General features: G+C 66.4%; 14 protein-coding genes. 8 read left to right on the forward strand and 6 right to left on the reverse strand.

What is annotated here, in order from left to right:
* Positions 1 to 44: 44 nt before the first annotated feature.
* From OUY36_RS04170 to OUY36_RS04180, 3 genes are all read left to right on the forward strand, one after another.
* Complete coding sequence (locus OUY36_RS04170) at positions 45 to 1,505, forward strand: sodium-dependent transporter (protein WP_152480834.1); 1,461 nt, start codon at positions 45 to 47, stop codon at positions 1,503 to 1,505.
* Positions 1,506 to 1,698: 193 nt separating this feature from the next.
* A complete protein-coding gene (locus OUY36_RS04175; RefSeq protein ID WP_152480835.1) occupies positions 1,699 to 3,588 on the forward strand; it encodes a methyl-accepting chemotaxis protein in 1,890 nt (629 codons plus the stop codon).
* A 121-nt stretch (positions 3,589 to 3,709) separates the two neighbouring features.
* A complete protein-coding gene (locus tag OUY36_RS04180) occupies positions 3,710 to 4,393 on the forward strand; it encodes a type 1 glutamine amidotransferase domain-containing protein (RefSeq protein WP_230725355.1) in 684 nt (227 codons plus the stop codon).
* 3 nt (positions 4,394 to 4,396) lie between these two features.
* On the opposite strand, the gene rimA is transcribed toward OUY36_RS04180, so the two are convergent.
* Together rimA and OUY36_RS04190 are read right to left on the reverse strand one after the other, a co-directional pair.
* Complete coding sequence (gene rimA, locus OUY36_RS04185) at positions 4,397 to 5,209, reverse strand: S6 modification regulatory phosphodiesterase RimA (protein WP_152480837.1); 813 nt, start codon at positions 5,207 to 5,209, stop codon at positions 4,397 to 4,399.
* A gap of 92 nt (positions 5,210 to 5,301) precedes the next feature.
* The gene (locus tag OUY36_RS04190) at positions 5,302 to 6,981 is read right to left on the reverse strand and encodes a cation:proton antiporter (protein WP_267936901.1); all 1,680 of its coding nucleotides are present in this window, start codon (positions 6,979 to 6,981) and stop codon (positions 5,302 to 5,304) included.
* Positions 6,982 to 7,191: 210 nt separating this feature from the next.
* Between OUY36_RS04190 and OUY36_RS04195 the strand changes: the two genes are divergently transcribed.
* A complete protein-coding gene (locus OUY36_RS04195) occupies positions 7,192 to 8,517 on the forward strand; it encodes a DEAD/DEAH box helicase (protein WP_267936903.1) in 1,326 nt (441 codons plus the stop codon).
* 49 nt (positions 8,518 to 8,566) lie between these two features.
* Here OUY36_RS04195 and OUY36_RS04200 read toward each other — a convergent pair whose 3' ends face one another.
* Both OUY36_RS04200 and OUY36_RS04205 read right to left on the reverse strand, forming a co-directional pair.
* The gene (locus OUY36_RS04200) at positions 8,567 to 9,154 is read right to left on the reverse strand and encodes a LysE family translocator (protein WP_267936904.1); all 588 of its coding nucleotides are present in this window, start codon (positions 9,152 to 9,154) and stop codon (positions 8,567 to 8,569) included.
* 108 nt (positions 9,155 to 9,262) lie between these two features.
* Positions 9,263 to 10,102: an AraC family transcriptional regulator gene (locus tag OUY36_RS04205; protein ID WP_267936906.1), complete on the reverse strand. Its 840-nt coding sequence runs from the start codon at positions 10,100 to 10,102 to the stop codon at positions 9,263 to 9,265.
* Between the two features lie 216 nt (positions 10,103 to 10,318).
* Between OUY36_RS04205 and adhP the strand changes: the two genes are divergently transcribed.
* Positions 10,319 to 11,341, forward strand: coding sequence for an alcohol dehydrogenase AdhP (gene adhP / locus OUY36_RS04210; RefSeq protein ID WP_267936908.1), 1,023 nt, complete (start codon positions 10,319 to 10,321; stop codon positions 11,339 to 11,341).
* A 28-nt stretch (positions 11,342 to 11,369) separates the two neighbouring features.
* Here adhP and OUY36_RS04215 read toward each other — a convergent pair whose 3' ends face one another.
* Positions 11,370 to 12,620, reverse strand: a complete 1,251-nt coding sequence (locus tag OUY36_RS04215) for a TIGR03862 family flavoprotein (RefSeq protein ID WP_267936910.1) — start codon at positions 12,618 to 12,620, stop codon at positions 11,370 to 11,372.
* A 52-nt stretch (positions 12,621 to 12,672) separates the two neighbouring features.
* Positions 12,673 to 13,593 (reverse strand): histone deacetylase family protein, encoded by a 921-nt coding sequence (locus OUY36_RS04220; RefSeq protein WP_152480844.1) that lies wholly within the window; start codon positions 13,591 to 13,593, stop codon positions 12,673 to 12,675.
* 70 nt (positions 13,594 to 13,663) lie between these two features.
* Between OUY36_RS04220 and OUY36_RS04225 the strand changes: the two genes are divergently transcribed.
* From OUY36_RS04225 to OUY36_RS04235, 3 genes are all read left to right on the forward strand, one after another.
* Positions 13,664 to 14,218 (forward strand): GNAT family N-acetyltransferase, encoded by a 555-nt coding sequence (locus OUY36_RS04225; protein ID WP_152480845.1) that lies wholly within the window; start codon positions 13,664 to 13,666, stop codon positions 14,216 to 14,218.
* A 77-nt stretch (positions 14,219 to 14,295) separates the two neighbouring features.
* Positions 14,296 to 15,165 carry an acyl-CoA thioesterase II gene (gene tesB / locus OUY36_RS04230; protein WP_102840480.1) on the forward strand — a complete coding sequence of 290 codons (870 nt, stop codon included), beginning with the start codon at positions 14,296 to 14,298 and terminating at the stop codon, positions 15,163 to 15,165.
* On the forward strand, positions 15,162 to 15,752 hold the full coding sequence (locus OUY36_RS04235; RefSeq protein ID WP_152480846.1) for an HAD family hydrolase: 591 nt from the start codon (positions 15,162 to 15,164) through the stop codon (positions 15,750 to 15,752). The genes tesB and OUY36_RS04235 overlap by 4 nt, the downstream gene beginning before the upstream one ends.
* Positions 15,753 to 15,781: the final 29 nt, after the last annotated feature.

The raw sequence follows: 15,781 nt of genomic DNA on the forward strand, positions 1-15,781 counted from the left end.
CGACGGTCCCGATCCCGTCACAGATAACAACAAACAGGTGACGTATGACTCGTGAAAAACCGAAGAACCTCTGGCTCTCGCGCTGGGGTTTCATCCTCGCGGCAACCGGCTCGGCCGTGGGCCTGGGCAACATCTGGAAATTCCCCTACATCACCGGCGAGTTCGGCGGTGGTGCCTTCGTATTGATGTACCTGCTGTGCATCCTCGCCATCGGCGTGCCGGTGATGATGTGCGAAATCGCCATCGGCCGCCGCGGCCGTGGCAGCCCGATCGACGCCATCGGCCGGGTAGTCCGCGAGAACAACGGCAATCCGCTGTGGAAGGCGGTGGGCGGCATGGCCATGACCGCCGGCTTCCTGATCCTCTGCTTCTATGTCGTGGTCGCCGGCTGGGCCTTCGCCTACACGGTGAAGATGCTCGACGGCTCGTTGGCCGCGACCAGCGTCGAGGCGCTCGGCGGCGTGTTCGAGGCGCACAACGCCAACCCGTGGGAACTCGGAGGCTGGAGCCTGCTGGTTGCGCTGCTGACCCTGTGGATCGTCGCCAAGGGCGTGCAGAAGGGTATCGAGAATGCGGTGCGCTGGATGATGCCGGGGCTGGCCGTGCTGCTGCTGATCCTCGTGGGCTACGCGGTGACCAGCGGCGGCTTCGATCAGGGCTTCGCCTTCCTGTTCAGCTTCGATACCTCGAAGATCACCGGCGAGGCGTTGCTGGCCGCGCTCGGCCACGCCTTCTTCACCCTGAGCCTGGCGTCCGGCGCGATCCTCACCTACGGCTCGTACATTCCGGATGACCAGTCCATCGCCCGCACCACCTTCATGGTCGCCATCGCCGATACCTGCGTGGCGCTGCTGGCGGGCCTGGCGATCTTCCCGATCATCTTCGCCAATGGCATGGACCCGACCGCCGGCCCTGGCCTGATCTTCATGAGCCTGCCGCTGGCCTTCCAGCAGATGCCGTTCGGTACCGCCTTCGGCGTGCTGTTCTTCGCCATGGTGTCGATCGCCGCGCTGACCTCGGCGATCTCCATGATCGAGGCCACCGTCGCCTACCTCAACGAGAAGCACGGCATTTCGCGGATGAAGGCGGCCATCGGTTCCGGCGTGGTGCTGCTGGTGATCAGCCTGCTGGCGATGCTCTCGTTCAACCTGCTGTCGGGCTGGACGCCGATGGGCAAGAACTTCTTCGACTGGCTGGATTACCTGACCTCGCGCTGGATGATGCCGCTGGGCGGGATCTTCACCGTGCTGCTGGCCGGCTACGCGCTGCGCAGCGAGATCATGCGCGACGAGCTGAACCTGCCGCCGCTGGGCTACGCGTTGTGGCTGTTCATGGTGCGTTACGTCTGCCCGGTGCTGATCCTCATGGTCTTCCTGCATGCGCTTGGCTGGCTGGGCTTCGACCCGTTGCAGCGCTGGTACTGGATCGCCGGAGCGATCGGTGCGCTGGCGGTGCTGGGTGAGCTGCTGCGCCCTCGGGTAATGCCGGCGCTGGCCGGTCGCTGAAGCCGCGTCAAGGCCGTGCGTGGTGCTCCGTTGGGTGCCACGCAAGCCGCTGGTCGGAAAGACGGCCCCCCGCTTGATCGTCGTCAACTGACCGTAAAGTTCCGCTGGACGAGGCCGACAGTTCAGGATGACAGCCAGGGAGGCACAGAGGACACGGATGCCCGCTTGCCCGAACCGTTCCGGACTCGCTGCCATGACCAACAGCCTCAAATTCAGTCACAAGATCCTGCTGGCCGCCTCCCTGGTGGTGATCGCGACCTTCGCGCTTTTCACGCTCTACAACGACTACCTGCAGCGCAATGCCATCCGCGCCAACCTCGAGAGCTACCTCGACGAGATGGGCGAGGTCACCGCGCACAACATTCAGAACTGGCTGTCTGGCCGGCTGGTCCTGCTGGAAAGCCTGGCGCAGAGTGTCGCCCGTGACAGCGCCAGCGAGCAGGTGGAGGCGCTGGTCAAGCAGCCCGCGCTGAGTTCGACCTTCGCTTTCAGCTACCTGGGCCGCGCCGATGGCGAGTTCATCGTGCATCCGCGCTTCGAGCTACCGGCGGGCTACGACCCGCGCCAGCGTCCCTGGTACAAGGATGCCGTGGCCGCCGGCCGCACGACGCTGACCGAGCCCTACCAGGACGCTGCCACCAATGAGCTGATCATCACCGCGGCGACCCCGGCGCAGGCCGGCGGTCAGGCGCTCGGCGTGGTCGGTGGTGACCTCAGCCTCAAGGTGCTGGTGGATATCATCAACGCCCTGGACTTCAACGGCATGGGCTATGCCTTCCTGGTCAGCGGTGACGGCAAGGTTCTGGTGCACCCGGACAGTCAGCGGGTGATGAAGTCGTTACGCGATATCTACCCGCAGAACACGCCATCGCTCGACAGCCGCTATGTCGAGGTACGGCTTGACGACTCCAACCGCATTCTCAGCTTCAGTCCGGTCAAGGGCCTGCCCTCGGTGCAGTGGTACGTCGGCATTTCGCTGGATCGTGACAAGGCCTATGCCGCACTGACCAGCTTCCGCACCACCGCGCTGATTGCGACCATTGCCGCAGTGGCCTTTATCCTGCTGCTGCTGGGCATGCTGATGCGCGTGCTGATGCGTCCGCTCAGGGACATGGGCCGCGCCATGGCAAACATCGCCGAAGGCGAGGGCGACCTGACCCGCCGCCTGGACGTGCAGTCCAAGGATGAGTTCGGTCAGCTGGCGACCGCCTTCAACCGCTTCGTCGAGCGTATTCACGAATCGATCCGCGAGGTGTCCTCGGCCACGTTGCAGGTCAACGAAGTGGCGCAACGCGTGCTCAGCGCTTCGAACGCATCGATGGCCAACTCCGACGAGCAGGCCAGCCGCACCAACAGCGTGGCGGCGGCAATCAACGAACTTGGCGCCGCCGCCCAGGAGATCGCCCGCAACGCGGCGGATGCCTCGCAGCATGCCAGCGGCGCGCGGCATCAGGCCGAGGACGGGCGCCAGGTGGTGGAGCAGAACATCGCCGCCATGCGCGAGCTGTCGGCGAAGATCAGCGCCTCCTGTTCGCAGATCGAGGCCCTGAATGCCAAGACTGTGGACATCGGCCAGATTCTCGAAGTGATCAAGGGCATTTCCGAGCAGACCAACCTGCTCGCGCTGAACGCAGCCATCGAGGCGGCGCGGGCCGGCGAGGCAGGCCGCGGCTTCGCCGTGGTCGCCGACGAGGTGCGCAACCTGGCGCACCGCACGCAGAGTTCGGCGCAGGAAATCCAGCAGATGATCGAACAGCTGCAGGTCGGCGCCGGTGCTTCGGTACAGACCATGACCGAAAGCCAGCGGCAGAGTGAATCCAGCGTCTCCATCGCCGACCGCGCCGGCGAGCGCCTCGGCGAGGTGACCCAGCGCATCGGCGAGATCGACGGCATGAACCAGTCGGTGGCCACCGCCACCGAAGAGCAGACCGCGGTGATCGAGTCGCTGAACATGGACATCACCGAGATCAACACGCTGAACCAGCAAGGCGTGGAGAACCTGCAGTCGACCCTGCGCGCCTGCGGCGATCTGGATCAGCAGGCGCGCCGCCTGAAGCAGCTGGTGGACAGCTTCCGTATCTGACCTGAACGGGGTTTAGAAGGGCGCTGCGGCGCCCTTTTTCATGGATGTGATTTGGCCGCGGAGCAATGCGCCCAGAACGGCAGTCTCACCTGTTCACGTCGCGCTTCACCAAGGAGGCTCCATGAAAATTCTCATCGTGCTCACGTCCCACGACCAGCTGGGTGACACCGGCAAAAAGACCGGCTTCTGGCTGGAGGAATTCGCCGCGCCGTACTACGTCTTCAAGGATGCCGGAGCGCAGGTGGTGCTCGCCTCGCCCGAGGGTGGCGAGCCGCCGCTCGACCCGAAGAGCGACCAGCCCGACGCCCAGACCGAGGCCACCGAGCGCTTCAACGGGGACGGCGAGGCGCAGACGCTGCTGGCCAACACCTATCGTCTGGATCAGGTCTCGGCCGAGGATTTCGATGCGGTGTTCTACCCCGGCGGCCATGGTCCGCTGTGGGACCTGGTGACCAACCCGACGTCCATCGCCCTGCTCGAGTCCTTCGTCAAGTCAGACAAGCCGATAGGCGCGGTCTGCCATGCACCGGCGGCGTTGACCGAGGTGCGCGGCAAGGGTGGCGAGTATCTGGTCAAGGGCAAGCGCGTCACCGGCTTTACCAATGGTGAGGAGGCGGGGGTGGAGTTGACCGATGTGGTGCCGTTCCTGCTCGAGGACCGCCTGCGCGAGCGCGGTGGGCAGTACAGCAAGGGCGCCGACTGGACACCCTATGTGCAGGTCGATGGGCTGCTGGTGACGGGGCAGAATCCGGCGTCATCCGAGGCGGCCGCGCAGGAGCTGCTCAAGCTGCTGCGCGTGGGCTAGGCATCACTGCGGCCAGGCGAGCTGTTCCGCCTGACCGCAGGCCTCGAACAGCGGCCGGCTGAACAGGTAGCCCTGCATCAGATGGATGCCGAGATCGAACAGCGCGCTGCATTCGTCGGCGGTCTCGACGCCTTCGCCGATCACCTTGATGCCCAGCTCCTCGCACATCGACACGGTGCCGCGGACGATGGCCTGGCGCGTGCGGCTCTGGTCGATGCCGCGGATCAGGTCCATGTCCAGCTTGATGATGTCCGGCTGGAAATCGGCCAGCAGGTTGAGGCCGGCGAAGCCCGCACCGAAGTCGTCGATGGCAGTGAGAAAGCCGATGCGCTGGTATTCGCGGAAGACTTCGGTCAGCCACTTGCCATCGTTGACGCGCTCGCCTTCGACGGTCTCGAAGATGATCTGCTCGACCGGAAAGTCGTGCGCGCGCGCCGCTTCCAGCGTCGAGCGGATGCACAGCTCGGGGCGGTAGATCGCATTGGGCATGAAGTTGATCGACAGCTTGCTCTGCATGCCGAGCTTGGCGGCAGTCTTGATTGCCTTGACTCGGCCGGCCTGGTCGAAGCGAAAGCGGTTCTGCTCGGTGACCTGCGACAGCACGGTCGGTGCGGGCTCGCCATCCGGGCCGCGAACCAGCGCCTCATGGGCGAAGATCTGCCGGTCGTGCAGATCGATGATCGGCTGGAACGCGTAGCTGAAGCGAAAGCCCAGGCGTTCGCCACTGGCGCAGCTGGGGCAGGCGCCGTGTGCGCTGGCGTCGTGGCAGCTGTAGGTAGCTGGGTCGGGGTTGTCGCTTGGATTGTTGAAAGTCATAACGCTCTCTTCTGCGGACTGGCTCAGGTTGGCGGCCGCGATGCCGTTAACTGCAGCGCACTGGTCCGGTTGGCGACAGTCGGTTGGTCAGTCTACCGCTTGCTTGGGGTTAGGTTGCTCGTAGGGCTCAATTCATCGAGCAGGCACCCTGCGGCGAAGTCCGCGGCATCGGTGAAAGGATTGAGTACCCGGTTGACTCCCGCGGCATCCAGCGCCCTGCCATGCTGATCGTCGCGTACCACGCCAGCGATCTTCCCTTTGAAGCCAGCATGCTTGAGCGCGTGCAGGAAGGCACGGTTGGATTCCCACTGCGGAAAGCTGGTGACCACCCATTCGGCATGCTGCAGCGGCAGTGATTCGAGAAAACTCGGGTCCTCGCCATCGCCGAAACGCACCGGCAGCTTGCTGCGGCGCAGCGTGCGCACGGCTTCCGGATCGAAGTCCACGCCGAGCACCGGCAGTCGTGCCGCGGCCAGCTGCTGCAGCAGACGCGAGCCATACCGGCCCAGGCCGAAGACGATGATACGTGGATGGCCCTGCGGCCTGCCCTGGGCCTCCACTTCCAGTTCGCGGTAGGGACGCTTGCGCTCGAACAGGCCGAGCCAGGGCGCCAAGCGTTCATAGAGCGGCTGCGAGAAGAGGATCATGTAGGTCGAGAGCATGATCGTCACCAGGCCGACCAGCGTGGTGAGGCCCAGCGCCTCCGGCCCGACATGGCCAAGGGTGATGCCCATGGCGACGAAGACGATGGAGAACTCGCTGATCTGCGCCACGGTCAGCCCGGCGAGAAAGCCGGTGCGCTTGCGATAACCCATGTAGCCCATGATCGCCATGACGATCAGCGGGTTGCCGATCAGTACGAACAGCGCCAGCACGATGGCCGGCAGGATCTCGTTGCCGAGGGTAGAAAAGTCCAGCTTGCCGCCCAGATCGATGAAGAAAAATAGCAGCATGAAGTCGCGGATGCCGGTCAGGCGCGCGTTCATCGCCTCGCGGTAGGCCGTCGAGGCCAGCGAAAATCCGGCGACGAAGGCTCCTGCCTCCTTGCTGAAACCGCTGTACTCGCCCAGCGCGGCCAGCCCGGTGCCCCAGGCGATGGCGAAGATCAACAGCAGTTCCTGTGAGCGCGCCATGCGGCTGACCAGGCTTGGCAGCACATAGCGCATCAAGACATACATCAGCACCGTCGCAGCCGCCAGACGCAGCAGCAGCGAGCCGGAGACGTCGAGCCAGTCGGCATCACCGGCGCCGCGCAGGGCGCTCATGGTCATCATCGCCAGCACCACGGCGAGGTCCTGAACGATCAGGAAACCGACGGCGATGCGCCCGTGCAGCGAGTCCAGTTCGTGTTTGTCCGAGAGCAGCTTGACGATGATGATGGTGCTGGAAAAGGTCAACGCAACCGCGATGTAGAGCGCTTCCATGGCGCTCTTGCCCATCAGCAGGGTGAGTGCGAAGCCGAAGACGATGGTGAAGGTCAGCTGGCCCAGCCCTGTGGCCAGCGCCACCGGCCCGATATTGCGGATATGCGCGAGATCGAGCTTGAGGCCGACCACGAAGAGCAGCACGGCGACGCCGACCTCGGCCAGCAGATGGATCTGATCCTCGGCGTTGACCGGGCCGAACAGCGCCGGACCAAGCAGGATGCCGACCACGATATAGGAGATCAGCAGCGGCTGGCGCAGGCTCAGGGCAATGGTGCCGACCGCTGCCGAGATGATCAGCAGCAGGGCGAATTCGGCGAAGGGGCCGTGGGCGAGCAGCGCTTCCATCAGGGTCTCCGTGCGGTTGATGTGACGGCGCCGCGGCGCTGTGCCTATCCTGCGGCAGGCGTTGGCCAGCTACCAGCGCGGCAGCGTATGAAACTGTGACAGCAAGGCATCGCCTGGCCCGCCTGCAATCGGCTGGTGCGCCGAGGTGGCCGGCCTGCTGCTAGAATCCGCCCTTTTTTCACCCCGCCGAAACGGCGCTGCGAGCCTGCCATGACCTTCGCCTCCCTGGGCCTGATCGATCCGCTGCTGCGGACCCTGGAAAACCTCGACTATCGCAAGCCGACGCCGGTGCAGATCGAAGCCATCCCCGCCGTGCTCAAGGGCCGCGACCTGATGGCGGCGGCGCAGACCGGTACCGGCAAGACTGCCGGTTTCGCCCTGCCGTTGCTGCAGCGCCTGACCATGGAAGGTGCCAAGGTGGCGAGCAATTCGGTGCGCGCGCTGGTGCTGGTGCCGACCCGCGAGCTGGCCGAGCAGGTCCACGAGAGCTTTCGTGTCTACGGCCAGAACCTGCCGCTGCGCACTTACGCGGTGTACGGCGGGGTCAGTATCAATCCGCAGATGATGGCGCTGCGCAAGGGCATCGACGTGCTGGTGGCGACGCCCGGTCGCCTGCTCGATCTCTACCGGCAGAATGCCGTGGGCTTCGCCCAGCTGCAGGCGCTGGTGCTCGACGAGGCCGATCGCATGCTCGACCTCGGTTTCGCCGACGAGCTGGATCAGCTGTTCTCGGCCCTGCCGAAGAAGCGCCAGACCCTGCTGTTTTCCGCGACCTTCTCCGATGCGATCCGGCAGATGGCCCGCGAGTTGCTGCGCGACCCGCTGTCGGTCGAGGTCAGCCCGCGCAACGCGGCGGCGAAGACGGTCAAGCAGTGGCTGGTGCCGGTGGACAAGAAGCGCAAGAGCGAGCTGTTCCTGCATCTGCTGGCGGAGCGGCGCTGGGGCCAGGTGCTGGTGTTCGTGAAGACGCGCAAGGGCGTCGATCAGCTGGTGGACGAGCTGCAAGCGCAGGGCATCGCCAGCGACGCGATTCACGGCGACAAGCCGCAGGCGTCGCGTCTGCGCGCGCTGGAACGCTTCAAGGCCGGCGAGGTGCAGATTCTCGTCGCCACCGACGTGGCGGCGCGCGGGCTGGACATCCACGACCTGCCGCAGGTGGTCAACTTCGACCTGCCGACCGTCGCCGAGGACTACGTGCACCGCATCGGCCGTACCGGCCGCGCCGGCGCCAGTGGCGAGGCGATCTCGCTGGTCAGTGCCGATGAGGTCGATCAGCTCGCGGCGATCGAAACCCTGATCAACCAGGTGTTGCCGCGCCACGACGAGCCGGGCTTCGTACCCGACCATCGCGTGCCGGCCACGGCGCTCGGCGGGCAGATCATCAAGAAGCCGAAGAAACCGAAAAAGCCCAAGGACGGTGGCGGCAAGGGCAAGATTCACCTCGGCAACTGGTTCGACGAGAACGAAAAGCCCAACGCCAGGCCGATCCGCAAGGTACCGAGCCTGGGCGGCAGCAAGCCAGCGAAGAAGCGCTGAGCCGTCCGTAAGGTGGAAAACGGCGCAGCCTTTCCACTGGTTACGCAGGTCACAGACTCAGCAGCGCCGAAACCATCAGCAGCAGCGCCATGGCGTAGTTGAACCGGCGCAGGTGCGCGGCCGAGTGCAGCAGCTTCGCCGCCCCGGCACCGAGCAGGGCCCAGGCCGCCAGGCAGGGCAGGGCGATCAGAAAGAACAGCAGGGCGTGAATGGCGTAACGCCCCGCGTCGGCGGCGGCGCCGCTGAACACGCCGACCACCGCCAGCGCCATCATCCACACCTTCGGATTGACCAGTTGCAGACCGGCGGCGCCCAGCGCGCCGAGCCGGCGCGGCGCAGCGGCGGCCTCGACCGGGTCGACCGGGCTGCGGGCGATCTGCCAGGCCAGGTAGAACAGCCAGGCCAGACCGAGCCAGCTCATCAGCTGCTGCAACTGCGGATGGCGCAGCAACCATTCGCCGGCGCCCAGGCCCACCAGCAGTACGATGAGGGCTGCCGCCGAGCAGGCGCCGAGAATGATCGGCACGGCTGCGCCGAGGCCGAAGCGCGAGCTGTTGCTCAGCACCAGAATGTTGGTCGGCCCCGGCGTGATCGAGGCGACGAAGGTGAACAGCATGAAGGGCAGCAGCTGGCTCATGACGGCTGCTCCGCGATGTGCGTGGCGAGTGCTCCGGGAGTGGCGGCGAGGTGAGGCATGGTTTTCGGCTCCGGGGTGGCGGACGACCGAATACTTGCGCCTGTCGGCTCAGTGGTCTGGAAGATTCGAGCAGCGTTTGCGGTAGTGCGCCGGTGTCAGCCCGTAGGCGCGGCGGAACCAGCGGCCCATGTGGCTCTGGTCGGCAAAACCGAGGCTCATCGCCACCAGCGCCGGTGGCTGGCCGGCTGCGAGCAGGCGACGGGCCTTGGCCAGGCGCAGCTGGACCAGATAGGCATGCGGCGCCAGCCCGAAGGTCGCCTTGAACGCCCGCGACAGCCTGAAGCGATCGACACCAGTGGCCCGTGCCAGATCGTCCAGCCCGAGATCCTGATCCATGTGTGCATGCAGATAGTCCCGCGCCCGCAGCGCCACGGCCGGCAGGCGCGGGTCGGCAGTCAGCCGCGGTCGCCATGACAGGTGCCGCGCCAGCGTGCCCAGCAGCGCGTCCAGCGCGGCCTGGCGAACGATGCGTAGGTCCTGGCTTTGCAAGGCCTGGCAGGCGTCGGCAATCACCGTTACCAGCTCTGGTTCGCTTTCCAGCGTCTTGGCGAACGCCGGCTGGCACTGGCTGGGCGCGTCCTCGAACAGCGCGCGCAGTTCGCGTTCGATCCAGTGCGGATCGAGGTAGAGCATCGAGTAGGTGAAGCCGCCGGCTGTCGGCGCATGGCCGTCGTGCAACTCGCCGGGTTCGAGCAGAAACACCTGCCCCGGCGTGCTGCTGTGCAGCGTCCGGCGGCAGTGAAACTGCTGCACGCCCTGTTCGGTGAAGCCGATCAGGTAGCTGTCATGGAAGTGCGGGTCGTAGGCGTGACCTTCGAAATGCGCACGGATCGTCTCGATGCCGGTTTCGGCATCCTTCTTCAGATCGATCCAGTCATCGGTACCCATGATGGCTCCATGAATGCTGCGTCGCGGTGCGGCCCGGCTCAGTATCGCCCGCTGCAGCCTGGCCGTCTGGAACATTCGTGCAGCGCCGTTCACGGCCAGACGGACGCGATGCGCTCGACGGACGGTCGCTGACTGCCTGCTGTAATTGATCTGGGTCTAGGCTTGATCCGGTCTGCCAGGCGCAGACTCGAACGTCCCGAATCAAGGAGCAAGCCCATGACCCAGACCATGAAAGCGGCAGTGGTGCACGCCTTCGGCGAGCCGCTGCGCCTCGAGGAAGTCAAGGTGCCGATGCCCGGCCCCGGTCAGATCTTGGTGAAGATCGCCGCCTCCGGCGTTTGCCACACCGACTTGCATGCAGCCGAGGGCGATTGGCCGGTCAAGCCCACACTGCCATTCATCCCCGGCCACGAAGGCGTCGGCCACGTCGCCGCGGTGGGTGCCGGCGTGACACGGGTGAAGGAGGGGGACCGGGTCGGCGTGCCCTGGCTGTACACCGCCTGCGGCTGCTGCGAGCACTGCCTGACCGGCTGGGAAACCCTCTGCGAAGGCCAGCAGAACACCGGCTACTCGGTCAACGGTGCCTATGCCGAATATGTGCTGGCGGACCCGAACTACGTCGGCATCCTGCCGAAGAACGTCGAGTTCGACGAGATCGCGCCGATCCTCTGTGCCGGGGTCACCGTCTACAAGGGCCTCAAGGTCACCGAAGCGCGGCCCGGCCAGTGGGTGGCGATCTCCGGTATCGGCGGTCTGGGCCACGTTGCGGTGCAGTACGCCAAGGCCATGGGCCTGCACGTGGTGGCGGTGGATGTGGACGACGCCAAGCTGGAACTGGCCAAGCGCCTGGGCGCCGACCTGACCGTCAATGCGCGCAAGGAGAATCCGGTGGAAGTGGTGCAGCGCGACATCGGCGGCGCGCATGGCGTGCTGGTGACGGCGGTATCCAACAGTGCCTTCGGTCAGGCCATCGGCATGGCCCGGCGGCGCGGTACCGTGGCGCTGGTCGGCCTGCCACCGGGAGATTTCCCGACGCCGATCTTCGACGTGGTGCTCAAGGCGATCAGCATCACCGGCTCCATCGTCGGCACCCGCGCCGATCTGCAGGAGGCACTGGACTTCGCCGGCGAGGGGCTGGTCAAGGCGACCATCCATACCGACAACCTGGACAACATCAACCAGATCCTCGACGACATGCGTGGCGGGCGCATCGAGGGCCGTATCGTGATGAAGATGTAGCAGGGCCGTGCGGCCGGCAGCGCACCGCTCAGCGTGGCGCGTTTGCCGGCACGTTGGCACGCAGCCAGCGCAGCATGCCTTCGGCCGCGGCGCGCCCGCTGGCAAAGCAGGCGGTCAGCAGATAGCCACCGGTCGGCGCTTCCCAGTCGAGCATTTCGCCAGCGCAGAACACGCCGGGTAGCCGGCGCAGCATCAGACCCTCGTCCAGTTCCTCGAAGGGTACGCCGCCGGCGCTGCTGATCGCCTCGTCCAGCGGACGCGGGCGGACCAGGCGGATGGGCAGCGCCTTTATCGCGGCGGCCAGGGCCTGCGGGTCCTGGAAGGTGGCGGCATCGGTCAGCTCGCGCAACAGCGCCGCCTTGACGCCATCGAGCTTCAGCTGGCGGTGCAGATGCTTGGCCATGGACTGCGAACCCCGCGGTCGGGCCAGGGCGCTGGCGACCTGCGTCAGGGTGCGATCCGGCAGCAGGTCGAGCAGCACGGTGGCGGCGCCGTCACGGTTGATCCTGTTGCGGATCGGCGCCGAGAGCGCGTAGACCAGGCTGCCCTCGATGCCCGCGGCGGTGAGCACGAACTCACCCTTGCGCGGTGCTTCGCCGGGCAGCGCCAGGCTGACCGTCTTCAACGGCGCGCCGGCGAATTTCTCCCGCAGATGCGCACTCCAGCCGGCCACTTCGAAGCCGCAGTTGGCCGGCTGCAGCGGTGCGATGGTGATCCCGCGGGCCTCGAGCAACGGCACCCAGGTGCCATCGGAGCCCAGTCTCGCCCAGCTGCCACCGCCGAGGGCGAGCAGGGTGGCGTCCGCCTCGATCAGGCTTTCGCCTTCCGGCCCGGCGAGGCGCAGCGCGCCCTCTGCGTCCCAGCCCAGCCAGCGCTGGCGGGTATGGATGCGTACACCGTTCTCGCGCAGGCGCTTGAGCCAGGCGCGCAGCAGGGGCGCGGCCTTCATGTCGGTGGGAAACACCCGGCCCGAACTGCCGACAAAGGTGTCGATGCCCAGCCCGTGAATCCATTCGCGCAGCGCATCCGGGGAGAAGGCATCGAGCAGCGGGCGCAGGTCGCCGGCGCGCTCGGCGTAGCGGCTGACGAATGCGGCGTAGTCCTCGGCGTGGGTGATGTTCATGCCGCCGACGCCGGCCAGCAGGAACTTGCGCCCCACCGAGGGCATGGCGTCATACAGGTCGACATTCACGCCTGCCTGGCCGAGCACCTCGGCGGCCATCAGGCCGGCCGGACCACCACCGATGATGGCGACGCGAAAAGAGGAGGGCTGGGGCATGGCGGCAACCGGGCAGGCGAGCGGGGCGGGTATTGTAGCCGCTGACGGTGGCTCAGCCGAGCCCGTGGCGCTGCCAGGCCGAGTGGGCGCTGACATGCAAGGTCGCGTGGCGGCGGGCGAGCAGAGCACGGTTCTTGTCGTAGCCGCCGCCGATCAGGCCGACCACGGGAATGTCGCGGCCCAGGCAGTGATCGAGCACGGCGCTGTCGCGTGCGGCGAGTCCGGCGTCGGTCAGCGAGAGCAGGCCCAGGGCGTCGTCGCGGTGGACGTCGACGCCGGCGTCATAGAGCACCAGATCCGGCTGATAGATCGGCAGCAGGTAGTTCAGGGTGTCGTGCATGACCTGGAGGTAAGCCTCGTCGCCCATGCCCGGTGGCAGCGGAATATCCCAGTCGCTATGGGCCTTGCGGGTGGGGAAGTTCTTCTCGCAGTGCAGCGAGACGGTCACCGCATCCGGCACGTTCTCCAGGATGCGCGCGGTGCCGTCGCCCTGGTGCACGTCACAGTCGAAGATCAGCACGCGGCCGACACGTCCGCTCTCCAGCAGATACAGCGCGATCACCGCCAGATCGTTGAAGATGCAGAAGCCGGAGGCGTGATCGCGATGCGCATGGTGCGTGCCGCCGGCCAGGTGGCAGGCCAGGCCATGCTGCAGTGCCTGCTCGGCGGCCAGCAGCGAGCCGCCTACCGCCCGCACGGTGCGCTGCGCCAGCTCCGGGCTCCAGGGCAGGCCAAGGCGGCGCAGCTCGTCGCGGCCCATCTCGCCGCTGCAGTAGCGCGCGACATAATCGGCGTCATGAGCCAGAGTGAGGATATCGCTGCTGCACAGTTGCGGGCGCAACAGGCCCGCGTCCGTGGTCATACCCAGGGTGACCAGGTGGTCACGCAGCAAGCGAAACTTCTCCATGGGAAAACGATGGCCCGGCGGCAGCGGCGGGCTGTAATCGTCGTGATAGACCAGGGGAAGGGACATGAACCACGCGCGTTCGACAGATGTGCGCCGCAGTATGCAGGCTGCCCGTCGGCGCGCTCAAGGAGCAAGGATGGTCGATCGAATCGCCCTCGAAACCTCGCGTCTGCGGCTGCGCAGCTGGCACGACGACGATCTCGATGCGTTGGCGCAGCTGTGCGCCGATGCGGAGGTCATGCGCTACGAGCCGGCGCTTCTGACGCGGGACGAGTGTGCCGCGATGATGGTGCGCAGCCGCCTGCATCTGTTGCGCCACGGCTTCGGCCTGTGGGCGCTGGAGCGCAAGGACAATGGTGCGTTCGTCGGCTACTGCGGGCTGGGCTGGGCGCCGCCGTCGCTGCCAGAGCCTGCGGTGGAATTGCGCTGGGGCGTGGCCTGCGAACAATGGGGCCAGGGCCTGGTGCTTGAGGCGGCACGGGCCGTCCTGCAGCATGCCTTTGTCACCCTCGAATTGCCTGAGGTGGTCGCCTGCTTGGCGCGGATCAACGAGCCGGCCAGGCAGCTGGTGGAAGCGCTGGGCATGCGCGCCGAACAGGCCCTGCCGTTCGCCCACCCGGATCTCGCCGCGGGGCACCCGCTGCACGAGCAGCTGCTTTACCGTCTGCAGCAGGACGATTGGCGAAAATAAGCCCTGTTGCTGGAGCGTTGTCAGCGAAATACGTAACATGGCGCGCCTGTCCGCCCGCCCTTATCAAGGATGCCGAAATGACCCAGATACTCGACGCCCTGGTCAACCTGCTGACCCTGGAACGCATCGAGGAAAACCTGTTCCGCGGCGCCAGCCAGGACCTCGGCTTTCCCCAGCTGTTCGGCGGGCAGGTGCTCGGCCAGGTGATCTCCGCCGCCAGCCAGACGGTGACACCGGAGCGCCATGTGCATTCGCTGCACGGTTACTTCCTGCGTCCCGGCGACTCGCACCAGCCGGTGGTGTACGACGTCGATCGCGTGCGCGATGGCGGCAGCTTCACCACGCGGCGGGTCAGTGCGATCCAGAAAGGGCAGACCATCTTCACCGGCATCGCCTCGTTCCAGGCCCAGGAGAGCGGCTACGAGCACCAGTTGCCGATGCCTGACGTGGTCGGGCCGGACGACCTGCCCAACGAGTGGGAGCTGCTGCACAAGCTGTCGCCGATGGTGCCCGAGCGGGTGATGGAGAAGCTGCGCCGACCCAAGCCCATCGAGATCCGCCCGGTCACCCTGGTCGATCCGGCCAACCCGCAGCCGATCGAGCCGGTGCGCCACCTGTGGTTCCGTGCCGACGGCTCGCTGCCCGACAGCCCGGCGCTGCACAAGTACCTGCTCGCCTACGCCTCGGACTTCAGCTTTATCGGCACCGCGTTGCAGCCCCACGGCGTCAGCTCGTGGAGCAAGTTCATTCAGCTGGCCAGCCTCGATCACGCCATCTGGTTCCACCGTGAAGTGAAGATGGATGATTGGCTGCTCTATTCCATCGACAGCCCCTGGGCCGGCAATGCCCGCGGCTTCGCCCGTGGCAGCATCTTCAACCGACAGGGCGAACTGGTCGCCTCGGTGGCGCAGGAAGGCCTGATCCGCGTGCGCGAGGACTGGATGTGACGATCACCGAGGTACGGCACTGGGTGTTCGACATGGACGGCACCCTGACCATCGCCGTGCACGATTTCGTTGCGATCCGCCGCGCCCTGGAGATTCCCGAGGAGGACGACATCCTCCATCACCTCGCCGCGCTGCCGGCCGACGAAGCGGCGGCCAAGCGTGCCTGGCTGCTGGAGCACGAACGCGAACTGGCCTATGCCGCACGCCCAGCCGAAGGCGCCCGCGAGCTGCTGCATGCGCTGCGCGAGCGCGGCTGCCGCCTCGGCGTGCTGACCCGCAATGCCCATGAACTGGCGTTGGTGACTCTGCAGGCGGTGGGCATGGGTGACTGCTTTCTCGCCGAAGACATCCTCGGTCGCGACGAGGCGCCGCCCAAGCCGCATCCGGGCGGACTGCTGCAGCTGGCCGAGCGCTGGGGCGTGGCACCGGAGGCGATGCTGATGGTCGGCGATTACCGCTTCGACCTGGAATGCGCCCGTGCCGCCGGCGCGCGCGGGGTGCTGGTCAACGTCCCGCACAACGAATGGCCGGAACTGGCCGATCTGTACGCGCCTGATTGTCGTGCGTTACACGGCATGCTGGGCTGAGAGCGGGCATCGGCACCGCGGCTATTTAC

This window comes from Stutzerimonas sp. R40042 (assembly GCF_026642215.1).
Classification (GTDB): Bacteria; Pseudomonadota; Gammaproteobacteria; order Pseudomonadales; family Pseudomonadaceae; genus Stutzerimonas; species Stutzerimonas frequens.

What these genes read in the sequence shown, in the direction of transcription:
- OUY36_RS04225 (WP_152480845.1), top strand. Translation starts at nt 13,664, where the DNA reads ATGGTCGATCGAATCGCCCTCGAAACCTCGCGTCTGCGGCTGCGCAGC.
- adhP (WP_267936908.1), top strand. Translation starts at nt 10,319, where the DNA reads ATGACCCAGACCATGAAAGCGGCAGTGGTGCACGCCTTCGGCGAGCCG.
- rimA (WP_152480837.1), bottom strand. Translation starts at nt 5,209, where the DNA reads ATGACTTTCAACAATCCAAGCGACAACCCCGACCCAGCTACCTACAGC.
- OUY36_RS04215 (WP_267936910.1), bottom strand. Translation starts at nt 12,620, where the DNA reads ATGCCCCAGCCCTCCTCTTTTCGCGTCGCCATCATCGGTGGTGGTCCG.
- OUY36_RS04180 (WP_230725355.1), top strand. Translation starts at nt 3,710, where the DNA reads ATGAAAATTCTCATCGTGCTCACGTCCCACGACCAGCTGGGTGACACC.
- OUY36_RS04175 (WP_152480835.1), top strand. Translation starts at nt 1,699, where the DNA reads ATGACCAACAGCCTCAAATTCAGTCACAAGATCCTGCTGGCCGCCTCC.
- OUY36_RS04170 (WP_152480834.1), top strand. Translation starts at nt 45, where the DNA reads ATGACTCGTGAAAAACCGAAGAACCTCTGGCTCTCGCGCTGGGGTTTC.
- OUY36_RS04190 (WP_267936901.1), bottom strand. Translation starts at nt 6,981, where the DNA reads ATGGAAGCGCTGCTCGCCCACGGCCCCTTCGCCGAATTCGCCCTGCTG.
- OUY36_RS04200 (WP_267936904.1), bottom strand. Translation starts at nt 9,154, where the DNA reads ATGAGCCAGCTGCTGCCCTTCATGCTGTTCACCTTCGTCGCCTCGATC.
- OUY36_RS04205 (WP_267936906.1), bottom strand. Translation starts at nt 10,102, where the DNA reads ATGGGTACCGATGACTGGATCGATCTGAAGAAGGATGCCGAAACCGGC.
- OUY36_RS04195 (WP_267936903.1), top strand. Translation starts at nt 7,192, where the DNA reads ATGACCTTCGCCTCCCTGGGCCTGATCGATCCGCTGCTGCGGACCCTG.
- OUY36_RS04220 (WP_152480844.1), bottom strand. Translation starts at nt 13,593, where the DNA reads ATGTCCCTTCCCCTGGTCTATCACGACGATTACAGCCCGCCGCTGCCG.
- tesB (WP_102840480.1), top strand. Translation starts at nt 14,296, where the DNA reads ATGACCCAGATACTCGACGCCCTGGTCAACCTGCTGACCCTGGAACGC.